General features: G+C 64.7%; 14 protein-coding genes. All 14 read left to right on the top strand.

Features of this window, described 5'->3' with window-relative positions; genetic code table 11:
• A partial coding sequence (locus WBB07_RS10985) for a thiamine pyrophosphate-dependent enzyme (RefSeq protein WP_526307538.1) occupies positions 1-367 on the top strand: 367 nt, incomplete at its 5' end.
• A gap of 188 nt (positions 368-555) precedes the next feature.
• Positions 556-1,218, top strand: a complete 663-nt coding sequence (locus WBB07_RS10990) for an RraA family protein (protein ID WP_526307540.1) — start codon at positions 556-558, stop codon at positions 1,216-1,218.
• 7 nt (positions 1,219-1,225) lie between these two features.
• Complete coding sequence (locus WBB07_RS10995) at positions 1,226-2,206, top strand: 2-hydroxyacid dehydrogenase (protein WP_526307542.1); 981 nt, start codon at positions 1,226-1,228, stop codon at positions 2,204-2,206.
• A gap of 28 nt (positions 2,207-2,234) precedes the next feature.
• Positions 2,235-3,644 (top strand): acyclic terpene utilization AtuA family protein, encoded by a 1,410-nt coding sequence (locus WBB07_RS11000; protein WP_526307544.1) that lies wholly within the window; start codon positions 2,235-2,237, stop codon positions 3,642-3,644.
• Positions 3,644-3,955: a DUF4387 family protein gene (locus WBB07_RS11005; RefSeq protein ID WP_526307546.1), complete on the top strand. Its 312-nt coding sequence runs from the start codon at positions 3,644-3,646 to the stop codon at positions 3,953-3,955. The genes WBB07_RS11000 and WBB07_RS11005 overlap by 1 nt, the downstream gene beginning before the upstream one ends.
• A gap of 159 nt (positions 3,956-4,114) precedes the next feature.
• Positions 4,115-5,119: an ABC transporter substrate-binding protein gene (locus WBB07_RS11010; protein WP_526307548.1), complete on the top strand. Its 1,005-nt coding sequence runs from the start codon at positions 4,115-4,117 to the stop codon at positions 5,117-5,119.
• On the top strand, positions 5,119-6,132 hold the full coding sequence (locus WBB07_RS11015; RefSeq protein WP_526307550.1) for a 5-formyltetrahydrofolate cyclo-ligase: 1,014 nt from the start codon (positions 5,119-5,121) through the stop codon (positions 6,130-6,132). Before WBB07_RS11010 ends, WBB07_RS11015 begins: the two co-directional genes overlap by 1 nt.
• A complete protein-coding gene (locus WBB07_RS11020) occupies positions 6,125-6,910 on the top strand; it encodes an ABC transporter ATP-binding protein (protein WP_526307552.1) in 786 nt (261 codons plus the stop codon). The genes WBB07_RS11015 and WBB07_RS11020 overlap by 8 nt, the downstream gene beginning before the upstream one ends.
• Positions 6,904-8,469: an ABC transporter permease gene (locus WBB07_RS11025; RefSeq protein ID WP_526307554.1), complete on the top strand. Its 1,566-nt coding sequence runs from the start codon at positions 6,904-6,906 to the stop codon at positions 8,467-8,469. Before WBB07_RS11020 ends, WBB07_RS11025 begins: the two co-directional genes overlap by 7 nt.
• Complete coding sequence (locus WBB07_RS11030; protein WP_526307556.1) at positions 8,469-9,248, top strand: creatininase family protein; 780 nt, start codon at positions 8,469-8,471, stop codon at positions 9,246-9,248. The genes WBB07_RS11025 and WBB07_RS11030 overlap by 1 nt, the downstream gene beginning before the upstream one ends.
• Positions 9,245-10,030: a cysteine hydrolase family protein gene (locus WBB07_RS11035; RefSeq protein WP_526307558.1), complete on the top strand. Its 786-nt coding sequence runs from the start codon at positions 9,245-9,247 to the stop codon at positions 10,028-10,030. The genes WBB07_RS11030 and WBB07_RS11035 overlap by 4 nt, the downstream gene beginning before the upstream one ends.
• On the top strand, positions 10,027-10,464 hold the full coding sequence (locus tag WBB07_RS11040) for a cupin domain-containing protein (RefSeq protein ID WP_526307560.1): 438 nt from the start codon (positions 10,027-10,029) through the stop codon (positions 10,462-10,464). Before WBB07_RS11035 ends, WBB07_RS11040 begins: the two co-directional genes overlap by 4 nt.
• Positions 10,465-10,473: 9 nt before the next feature.
• Positions 10,474-10,986, top strand: a complete 513-nt coding sequence (locus WBB07_RS11045) for a nucleoside deaminase (protein ID WP_526307562.1) — start codon at positions 10,474-10,476, stop codon at positions 10,984-10,986.
• On the top strand, positions 10,983-11,210 hold a 228-nt coding region (locus WBB07_RS11050), incomplete at its 3' end, for a hypothetical protein (protein WP_526307564.1). The genes WBB07_RS11045 and WBB07_RS11050, both read left to right, overlap by 4 nt.

Consider the following 11,210-nt stretch of genomic DNA (forward strand, 5'->3'; position numbering starts at 1 on the left):
GGCCGTGGCCGCACCCGACCGGCCGGTGATCAGCCTGCAAGCCGACGGCAGTGCGCTGTACACGATCTCGGCATTGTGGACACAGGCCAGGGAGAACCTTGATGTGACCACCGTGCTCCTCAACAACCGTGCGTACGCGATCCTACGACTGGAGTTGCAACGTGTCGGAGCCACCGCGATGGGCCCGAAGGCCAATGAACTGCTCGACCTTTCCGCACCGGATATCGACTTCGTCAAGATCGCCGAAGGATTGGGAGTTCCGGCGTCACGTGCGTGTACATCCGAAGAACTTGCCACCCAGTTCGTGGCGGCGCTGACCGAGCCCGGTCCGCATCTGATCGAAGCAATGGTGCCCCCGCTGTTCTGAACAGCGCGCAGCCCGGCGATCTACCAATATCCCTACCGAACAATGGATTTGGGCCAGTCCCCCTTACGGGGGATTCAATGCTCGGCCCGGAACGATTGACTGTGTACCGAGACACACTCGGCCCGTTCGGCAACGCCCGGACGTAACAACCACCGGCGGCTGCTGCGGCCGAATCGAAGGACCCACCCATGTCGAAACTCAATATCGGCCAGCTCGCTGACTGGGACACCCCGGCGCTCAGCAACGCACTACGTCGCGAAACAGGACCCGACGGCCAGGCGTACACCGACGGCTCGCTCCGCCAGATCGCCGGCGGCCGGTTCGTGGGCATTGCGGTCACCGCCACCATGCGGGCGGCCGCACCGGGGGAAGACTCGGTGCCGGTCGCAGAATTGCACCGGGCGGTGTTGTCCGTCGACGGACCGGCGGTGGTGGTGGTACAGGACCTCGACGAACACTCCGGCTCAGGAGCCTTTCTCGGCGAAGTCAACGGAACACTGCTCGATGTTCTGGGCATCGCGGGTTTCGTCACCAATGGCCGGGTGCGCGACGAACCGGACCTGCGTCAGATGGGTTTCGCCGTGCACGCGGCGGGTCTCTGCGTGGCCCGGGCCCACATGCGCATCACCGCGGTCGGAGTGCCGGTTCGGGTCGGAGGTCTCGACGTCGAGCCCGGGGACCTGCTGCACGGCGACCAACACGGTGTCCTTCGAATCCCGCACGCACTGGCCGACCGCCTTCCTGTGCTGGCAGAGGCCGTCCGCGAGGAAGAGCAATCGATCGTGACCTGGGCACGCTCCAGCACTTTCACCACTGAGGGCCTGCTGGCTTTGAAGCGCGTCAAACACTAGGTGTGAAATGAAAAAGATCGTCGTCACCCGTGCATTACCCGGTGATGTTCTCGCTCTACTTGCTCACCTCGGTGAGGTGGCGGTGTCCGCGCATGACCAGGCCATGACACCGACCGAGTTGTGTGCTGCTGTGGCGGGCGCTGACGCCGTCATCACCACGCTCAATGACCGGGTGGGGCCCGAGGTACTCGCAGCTGCCGGACCACAATTACGTCTGGTGGCCAACGTGGCGGTCGGCTACGACAATCTCGACGTTGCCGCCATCCTCGCCCACGGCGCGGTTGCCACCAACACTCCTGGCGTGCTGGTCGCCGCGACTGCCGACCTCGCGATTGCCTTGCTTCTCGACGTGACCCGGCGAGTCAGCGAGGGCGATCGCCTGATCCGCAGCGGAGTTCCGTGGTCCTGGGACCTCAGCTTCCTTCTCGGCACAGGTCTGCAGAGACGGCGGCTGGGCATTGTGGGCATGGGAGCCATCGGACAGGCGGTCGCCACCCGTGCCGTCGCCTTCGGCATGGAGGTGGTGCACTGTTCCCCGCGCGGTCCTGGTGTGGTCGGTCCCAGCACGCGGATCGGGCTGCCCGAACTGTTGGCCACTTCAGACGTCGTCACCTTGCACTGTCCGCTGACACCAGAGACGCACCACTTGATCAGTGAGCAGACCCTGCGTCACATGAAATCGACCGCGTACCTGATCAATACAGCCAGAGGACCGGTCGTCGACGAAGCCGCCTTGTACCGGGCCCTCTGTCGCGGGGACATCGCGGGTGCTGCCCTGGACGTCTATGAAGACGAACCGCGAGTGCACCCCGGTTTGGTTGAGCTCGACAATGTGGTTCTGGCACCGCATCTCGGCTCGGCGACCATCGAGACGCGAACACGAATGGCCGCCCTCGCGGTCGAGAACGTCGCCGCAGTCCTGTCCGGCCGAATGCCGATCACGCCGATTCCATGGCGCGACCCATCTACCAATCTATTTGACCGATGACCCCCGCAAGTGGTCGAAAGGAATGCTCATGACCGTGGAAACGCCTTCCGAAGACAACCCAATCAGGATCTACGTGCCGCAAGGGTCGCTGGGGGTCGGCATCGTCCCTGAAGAGATCGGATATGCCCTCGCGCGTAACCCACATGCTATTTCGCTGGACGCCGGCTCGACGGACAGCGGCGCCGCATACCTCGCACAAGGCGTGTCCAAAAACGATCGAGGCTCCGTCAAGAGAGATCTGGAACTGATGATGGCGGCGCAACAGGAAGCGCAGATACCGATTCTCATCGGTACCGCCGGCCAGGCAGGCGGTGACCAGAATGTCGACTGGACGAGAGATATCGTCCTCGAGATCGCCGTGGAGAAGGGCTATTCCCGGAGGATCGCACTGCTCTATTCAGAACAGTCGCCGGCGCTCATCAAACAGAAGCTCGCCGAGGGCAAGATCTCGAACCTGTCCCCCGCCGGCGACCTCGATGACCCACAGATCGACTCGTGTCAACATATCGTCGCTCTCATGGGACCCGAGCCCTACTTCGCTGCGCTCGACGCCGGCGCGGACATCATCATCGGGGGCCGCACCTCTGATCCAGCAGTGATCGCTGCCTTCGCGCTGTGGAAGGGAGCCGCAGCGGGACCGTGCTGGCATGCGGGCAAGATCGCCGAATGCGGCGGCCAGGCCACCACCGCCAACACAGGTCAGCGTGGCGTCATGATCGAAATCCACGCGGAGGGTTTCGATGTCGAACCGGTCGATCCGTCATTCCAAGCGACAGTGAACAGCATCTCCGGGCACCTGCTCTACGAGAACAAAAACCCGTGGAGGCTGACCGAACCCGGCGGTGAACTCGACGTGACCGACTGCGAGTACATCCAGTTGACCGAGTCCAAGGTCCGGGTCACCGGATCCCAGTGGCATCCGCAGCCCTACACGATGAAGCTGGAAGGCGCCTCGGCCAACCTGTTCCAAACCATCATGCTCGTCGGGATCGCAGACCCCGACGTGTTGGCCGATCCACAGGCCTTCCACGACAAGATGCTCCAGGTTCTGACCGAACGCGCAGTGTCTGCCACCGGGCTCCGTACGGATGAGTTCCACATCTCGCTGCGCATGTACGGCTGGAATGGTCTCAGCGGCCGGCCACCCCGAGATGGCGCCGTTCCGCTCGAGATCGGCCTGCTCGGCGTCTTCACCGCTGCAACCCAAACGGTCGCGAGTGAGATCGCAAAGGCGTGCAACGCGTACTTCTTCCATATGCCCATCCGGGCCGGCATGGAACTTCCCAGCTACGGCTGGCCATTCAGTCCGGGCAATATCGACCGCGGCGCCGTTTACCAGTTCGAGCTCAACCATGTAGTGAGGCTGGATGATCCGTTGGAGCTTGTGCGGATCACGATGACCGATGCCGGAGCTGTATCCACGGAAGGAAACCGGTAATGCCCAAAGTCAGCGATGTGTGCCGCCATGTCAGATCCAAGGTCGCTGGACCCTTCTGGGTCACCATCGACCTGATGTTCGATGGTCAAGACAATTACGACCGCTACGTCGGCAGTCCAGAACTCACCGCTGAGTCGATCGGCTCGATCTACGCCATCGATCCGCGGACGGTGATGCTGTACCCGATTCCAGCGCTGAAGGTTCTGAAGATTTCGTACCCCAGGCTCACACCCCAGGGCGGCGTCGAGGAACGTGACCTCCACTCCGGCCAGCAATATGCCTACCTGCTCGACGTCGAGCTCACCGGATGACGCGCAGCGCCAGCTAGAAGGCCTCCGAACAACCAAGCATCTCAGAACATCTAAACGTATGAACGTTTACATTCATGAAACGTGGAGATGACCTTCCGGAATTGATCGGACGAGAACGTAGGAACCCGTAGCCCACCGTTCTCCTAGAAAGTCACTCCCTTGGCAGATCTCAACCGCCGCGGATTCCTCCGCGCTTCTGCGCTCGGCGCAGGTCTGGTCGGAATGGGCGGTCTCGTCGCCTGCTCGCGGCGCTCGAGCGGCACAGAAACGTCCGGTGATACGACCGGAATCACCATGCAGGCCGCCTGGGTGAACGACGCGGAGTTCCTCGGCTATTACGTCGCTGATTCCGAGGGCTATTACGACGACGAGGGAATCGGGTTCACCTATCTCAGTGGTGGGCCGTCCGTGGTTCCGGAGAGCACGCTGTTGGCGGGGCGTGCCGATATCAGCCTGACCTCGCCGGACACCACCATCCAGTCGATTGTCGCGGATCAGTCGCCGTTCGTGATCATCGGCGCCCAGTACCAGAAGAACCCGATCGGGGTGGTGAGCCTGGTGGGCAGCGGTATCAACGAGCCCAAGGATCTCATCGGCAAGCGGCTCGCGGTGCCAGATGCCAACAGGCTCTCGGTGGAGGCCATGCTCAAGCTCAATGGCGTCGACCAGGCTGCGGTCACCATCGTGCCCTACGCGTTCGACCCGACACCTCTGATCCGAGGGGAGGTGGACGCAACCATCGATTTTGTCACCAACGTCCCGTTCACCATCAAAGAAGAGGGCGCCGAGGCGTCTTCATTCCTGCTCTACGACTTCGGTTTCAAGATCCCCAACGACACCGTCGTCGTGACCCGAGAGACCTTGGAATCCAAGCGAGACGCCATCGCCGGATTCCTGCGGGCCAGCCGGCGCGGCTGGGACGAGAACTTCATCGACACCGACGCCTACCCGCCGAAGTACGAGAACTCGTGGTTCAAGGACAGCGGTAGGAGCATCGCCAACGAGCAGTACTTCAATGGCGTCCAGCGTGAACTCATCGTCGCTCCCGGCGGCGTCTTCTCGATGTCCGACGAACTGATCAGCTCCTGCATCGACACGCTCGGCCAGGTCGGCATCAAGGCCGATCCTTCGATGTTCGACACTTCCCTGCTGGCCGAGCTGTGATGACTACCGGTGGCGAACCCGCATACATCCAGACCATGGAAGGGTTGCGCGAACTCGTGCTTGCCTGTCCGTGGAATGACGACGGACTGATGCCGCCGGAGCCCCGGCTGATGGAGATGTTCGGCGTGAGCCGCGGAACGCTGCGACGTGCCACCGACCAGTTGGTCCGCGAAGGCCTGCTGGTCCCGGAACGGGGGCGCGGCACCTTCGTCAATCGCCGAGCCCAGGTCCGGGCCACGGTGCGGGATGCGTTGTTGGCCATCGCGACGCCGGACAGTCACTGGCACTTGGACGTTGACCGGTTTGTGCCGTCGTTCGACGGTGCCGCCGAGTGCACGGACAAACTGGCTCAACTGCCGGCCTATCAGGCGGCCACCCAGCTGTTCATCACGCCGGACAACAGTACGGAGCTGCTGCGGCGGCGGGCGCTGGAAGACGGTAAGCGCGTGGTGATCTCGACCTTCGGGCAGCGGCGCGGCATGGTGTTGCTCGACCCCACCGTCATCGAACCGCACCGGTATGAACTGGCCGCGACGCTCGACGGGCTGGAACGATGCGGCCAGTCCCTCGGGCTGACCGAGCTGCGCGCCCTCGGACGATTCGACCTGCTTGTCACCGGAGCTTTTGCAGTGACTCGCCAAGGTGTCCACGTCGACGCCGACGCCGACTACTTCGATCTGGAGTGGGGGCTACTCGCCGAACTCGGGTTGGTGGTTGCCGATACCCCGGTGGTGGCCCTGGTACACGACGCCCAGATCATCGACGTACCGCTGCGATTGGAGCCGCACGAAATCGCGATCGACGTCGTGCTCAGTCCGAGGGACACCCTGCGCACCGGCCAGACGTTCCGGCGCCCGCTCGGGCTCACCTGGCAGGACCTGTCTGACGATGTCGTCTCCTACAGCCCGTACCTGCGGGCACTGGCCGCCGAGAACACCGGGGACACCACCGTCGGCCCTCATCCGGCCGCCCTGACCTGGGCTGGGTTGAAACGAGGTGATTCCGATGTCTGACGGCATCGCATTGGAGAACGTGACTCGCCGATTCGGCACCCGAGGCGGCGACGTGCTCGCTCTCGATGATGTGAGCCTGGAACTCCCCGCCGGCACTCTCACTGCGCTGATCGGTCCGTCCGGATGCGGCAAGTCCACCCTGCTGCGGCTGATCGGCGACCTCGACCAGCCGACGTCGGGCACCGTACGCGTGCACGGCGAAGCTCCTGCTCACCTGCGCCGGGCGGGGCAGATCGGCGTGGCGTTCCAGGATGCCGCGCTGCTTCCGTGGAAGGATCTGCGCGGCAACGTTTCTCTGACCTTGCGCGCCTCCGGCAGAAAAGTCGATCCCGAGAAGATCAACGACCTGATCAAACTCGTCGGGCTGTCCGGATTCGAAAAAGCGAGGCCCAGGCAGCTTTCCGGCGGTATGCGGCAGCGCGCTGCGCTGGCTCGAGCGCTGGCTGTCGACCCGCAACTGTTGCTTCTCGACGAGCCGTTCGGGGCTCTCGACGAACTACTACGCACCGCGATGAACATGGAGCTGCAACGAATCTGGCTGCAGCGCCGGCACACCGCGGTCCTGGTCACCCACTCGATCGCCGAGGCTGTCTTCCTGGCCGACCAGGTGGTGGTGATGGCGCCGCGTCCCGGACGGGTGCACGCCATCGTCCCCGTCGACCTGGAGCGGCCTCGCGCCGAAGAGCTGATGCGCACGACGCGATTCCACACGATCTGTGATGAGGTGTCTCGACTCCTTGCCGAGGCTGTAAACGGAGCCCGGAGCCTGCAGTGCTGACCGCCGCCCGGGTGCGCTCCGCGGGTGAGTACGTGGCAGCCGTAGTCGCGCTGTTGGTGCTCTGGGAAGTGGTCGGGCGCACCGGTGTGATCGGCGATGGCGCACTGCCGCCGCTGACTGCCATCGCATCCGCTTTCGCCGCAGACTTCCACGCCTATCCACCGCATGCCCTGGCGACACTGCACAGCGCGGCGCTGGGGTTCGTTTGGGGCAACCTGATAGCGCTGGTCGTTGCTGCGGCATTCGTGTTGCTGCCGATCACCGAGAAACTCACCCGCGGCGTGCTCGTCACACTGTTCTGCGTACCGATCGCCGTGCTGGCGCCGATCCTGGGCATCGCGTTCAGCGGAGACGCTCCCAAGGTGATCCTGGCGGCACTGTCGGTCATCTACACCACGGTGGTCGCCACGGTGGTCGCCATGCGGTCGATTCCGCCGGGCATACGCGACGTGATTGTCTCCAGTGGAGGCGGTCGATTCCGGTTGTTCTTGCTCGTCGAACTCCGCGCAGGCCTGCCGGGCATCCTCGCCGGGTTCCAGATCGCAGCGCTGGCCGCCGTTCTGGGTGCCATCCTCGGTGAGTTCCTCGGCGGCGAGCACGGGATCGGTGTGTATCTGGTCGGTGCCATGACCTCGGGCTCCTCCGCGCGGCTATGGGCGGTGAGCCTGCTCGCCGCTGCGCTGTGCAGCGTGGTGTACGGCGTGTTCGGGTTGCTGCGGCAACTCGTCACAAGAAGCTCCGGTGACATCGCAGTCACCGAGATGGCGCTGGCCCCGGTACGGGCGTCCCGGCGCGCCGCAGCCGAAGCAGCCCTCGTCGGTCTGCTCGGGGTGGCGTTGACCCTGGGAGCATGGTGGTACTTCGTGTGGTGGACGGCATTGCCACCCACCGTCGCCAAGTCCCCACTGGACGTCTGGCGGTTCCTGACGTCCGACCCGGCGGCAACGGACACCGTGGCCCGGCTCGGTGAGGCCTTCGCGCAGAGTCTGCCGCCGGCCGGACTGGGGGTGCTGCTGGGGCTGGCGTTTGCGCTGGGACTGGCGGTGATGACCGCCCTGGCACCCAGGATCAGCGCGGTGTTCCTACCGCTCACCTTCTTCAGCCAGACGCTGCCGCTGGTGGCATTCGCCCCACTGATCGCGTTGGTGATGGGTCGAGGGACCGCCACGATCCTCGCGGTGACGATCGCGGTGACGTTCTTCCCGGCGTTCGTGACGATCTCACAGGGCATCGCCCAAGCTCCGGCAGCGCCCGCCGACGTGCTGCATTCGGTGGCCGCCGATCGGCTGACGGTGATGCGGATGTACACGATCCCCCAAGCCATGCCGCATCTGTTGGCCGCCGCCCGGCTGGCGGTACCGCGGGCGCTGCTGGGCGTGATCATCGCCGAGCAACTCGTCACCGGAACGGGTCTGGGTGGCCTGCTGAGCCGCAGCCGCGGCTACCTGGACTACTCGATGATGTGGTCGATCGCCGCAATCAGTGTCGCGGTGTCGGTGGCGGCCTTCCTCGCAGTGAGTGCGTGCGAGAACCGCATGCTGCGTCGGTGGTGGGCCTGATGACGGTCATCTCGTTCGGTCACCTCACCAGCCCGCAGATCAGGGAGGTAGCGGCCGGTCTTGTGGTGGTGCAGCCCATCGGCGCCACCGAACAGCACGGACCGCATCTTCCGGTGCTCACCGACACCATCGTCGCCGAATCTGTGGCCATCGCGGCGGCTGAACACAGCACGGCAGAGTGCGCTGTGTTGCCGACTCTCGCGTACGGAAGATCCGGCGAACACCGCGGATTCCCTGGCACGATCAGCCTGAGCACGTCCACCCTGCTCGCCGTCTGCATGGAACTCGGTAGCTCGCTGGCAGCCAGCGGCGTCTCGAAGTTGGTGTTCGTCAACGGGCATGGCGGGCAGCCCCACGCCCTCGAGGTGGTGGCGCGAGATATTCGCGCTGCGTGCGGATTACAGGTGTTCGTGACCACACCCATGCGCGCCGGGGTCCCTGCCGGATGGGACGTGACGGACGCCGAGTACGGCATCCATGCCGGGCAGGTGGAGACATCGGTGATGCTGGCGCTGGCGCCGGACCTGGTGCACATGAACGTCGCCGCCGCCGACGGTCACGGTGCGCACGCGGCCTTCGCCGCCTGCGACCACCTGACGCTCGAGGGAGCCACGCCCACCGCGTGGCTCACCGAAGACTTCAGCGCCACCGGCGTTTTCGGTGACCCCGGGGCGGCCACGGTGGAACTCGGCCGCGCCGTCCTGGAGCACTGGACCACGGTCACGGCGGCGACGCTCACCGAGATCGCCACATTCCGCATGCCGGGAGGCAGCCGATGACCATCTCAGAAACGCGGTTGCGGCGGTGGCACTGCAGTTCCGGGCACGTCGATCTCAGCGCACCCCCTCGGTCCACACGCATTGTGCAACTGGATGCCTCGCCACAAGACGTCACCTTGGATCTGGCGGCCACCGCCATCCTGGTGATCGACATGCAGAATGACTTCTGCCACGACGAAGGCTGGTTGGCGGGTATCGGGGTGGACGTCACCGCGGGTGCTGCGTTGGTGGACGTCCTGAATCCGATGCTCGACGGGTTGCGCGCCGCGGATGTCCCGGTGATCTGGGTGAACTGGGGTAACCGCCCTGACCGAGCAAATCTGCCGCCCAACGTGATCCACGTATACGACGGCGATGGCAGCGGAGGCGGAATCGGTGCACGGGTCTCGGCGCTCAGCGACGCCGTCCTGACTGCGGGCAGCGGCGGAGCGGCTGTACTCGACGGGCTGAAGTTCGACGCGAACGACATCGCCGTCGCGAAGTACCGGATGAGCGGCTTCTGGGACACCGAACTGGATTCGATCCTGCGTGCGCTGCAGGTACGACACCTGTTGCTGTGCGGTGTCAACGTCGATCAGTGCGTGTACGCCACCCTGATCGATGCCGCCTGCGCCGGCTACGACTGTCTGCTGGTTACCGACGCCAGCGCCACCACCTCCCCCGCTTACTGCATCGACGCGACGCTGTACAACGTGCGGCAGTGCTTCGGATTCACGTGCGAGAGCTACTCGATCCTGGCGGCCGTTCAGGCGGCGTCCACCTCACCAAGGAGGAACCAATGACTTCACCCCCGATCCTGCGTCATCTCGACGACCTCAAGAAATTCGCCATCGGGCCAGGCGACACCGTTCAGCAGATCTACCTGGCCGGCCCCGACGACGGCTGCGCGGCGAGTGTGTTCTTCGAGGTGTGGGAGCCCGGCGGCAGCCAACCGCCCAACAGTCATCCGGGTTCCGCCGAGGTGTTTGTCATCCTGGCCGGCCAGGGTCGCGCGCACTCGGACGAGACAACGGTTGACCTGGCCCCCGGCGACGTCCTGGTGCTGCCCGAGGGCTCGGTGCACCGTATCGAGAACACCTCGACAACCGAGCGGATGTACGCCGTGACGGTAATGGCCGCCGACAAGGGAGCCATGGAAGGAGGTTTCGCGGCGTTGGTCAAGGCTGGGCTGGCCGCGGACCTCGACGACATCGATCTGAACACCCTGTTCTCCTGAAAGGACATGATGACAACCACCCCGGCGGACATCGCCGATCCGTTTCTGCTGGCCGCCTACGAAGAGGCCATGGCCGGTTACCGAGAGGGCGGGCTTCCCATCGGCTCGGTGCTGGTCCGCGATGGACAGATCGTTGCGCGTGGCCACAATCGCCGTGTGCAGCACGGTAATCCGATCCTTCACGCGGAGATGGACTGTTTTCAGGACGGAGGTCGCCGGACCCCGGACTTCTACCGCGAGTGCACCATCTACTCGACCCTGTCGCCGTGCTACATGTGCAGCGGCGCGATGTTGTTGTTCGGAGTACCGCGCGTAGTCGTCGGTGAGAGCCGCAGCGTCGAGGCTGCCGATGACTTCCTGCGCAGCCAGGGCCTGGAGGTCACGGTTGCCGACGACGATGCGTGTTACGAACTGTTGCAACGGTTCATCCGGGAACAACCGACCATCTGGGCCGAGGATATCGGCGATGCCGGGGTGAGCAGGCACGGTGTGCTGGTTCCCGGTGTCGACGGCGCCCGGTGACCCAGTGGGTGACCCCGTCGACACTGCGCGACGCGGTGGCGATGGTATCGGCGGGGGCCTGCCCGGTGTCGGGCGGCGTGGCGCTGCTGTCCGAGGCGTTCGAAGTCAGCATGGGCGAGCGTGCCGTCGATGTCTTGGCGGTGGTGCCGAACCAGGTGTCGCCGGTGTCGATGGGAGCCGGCGCGACGCTGGCCGCGCTTTCCTCGGATCACGCGGTGGCCCAA

This window comes from Mycobacterium sp., assembly GCF_049647605.1.
Taxonomy (GTDB): Bacteria; Actinomycetota; Actinomycetes; order Mycobacteriales; family Mycobacteriaceae; genus Mycobacterium.

Coding starts and splice junctions, on each gene's coding strand:
- WBB07_RS10990 (WP_526307540.1), top strand. CDS start 556: ATGTCGAAACTCAATATCGGCCAGCTCGCTGACTGGGACACCCCGGCG.
- WBB07_RS10995 (WP_526307542.1), top strand. CDS start 1,226: ATGAAAAAGATCGTCGTCACCCGTGCATTACCCGGTGATGTTCTCGCT.
- WBB07_RS11000 (WP_526307544.1), top strand. CDS start 2,235: ATGACCGTGGAAACGCCTTCCGAAGACAACCCAATCAGGATCTACGTG.
- WBB07_RS11005 (WP_526307546.1), top strand. CDS start 3,644: ATGCCCAAAGTCAGCGATGTGTGCCGCCATGTCAGATCCAAGGTCGCT.
- WBB07_RS11015 (WP_526307550.1), top strand. CDS start 5,119: ATGACTACCGGTGGCGAACCCGCATACATCCAGACCATGGAAGGGTTG.
- WBB07_RS11020 (WP_526307552.1), top strand. CDS start 6,125: ATGTCTGACGGCATCGCATTGGAGAACGTGACTCGCCGATTCGGCACC.
- WBB07_RS11030 (WP_526307556.1), top strand. CDS start 8,469: ATGACGGTCATCTCGTTCGGTCACCTCACCAGCCCGCAGATCAGGGAG.
- WBB07_RS11035 (WP_526307558.1), top strand. CDS start 9,245: ATGACCATCTCAGAAACGCGGTTGCGGCGGTGGCACTGCAGTTCCGGG.
- WBB07_RS11040 (WP_526307560.1), top strand. CDS start 10,027: ATGACTTCACCCCCGATCCTGCGTCATCTCGACGACCTCAAGAAATTC.
- WBB07_RS11045 (WP_526307562.1), top strand. CDS start 10,474: ATGACAACCACCCCGGCGGACATCGCCGATCCGTTTCTGCTGGCCGCC.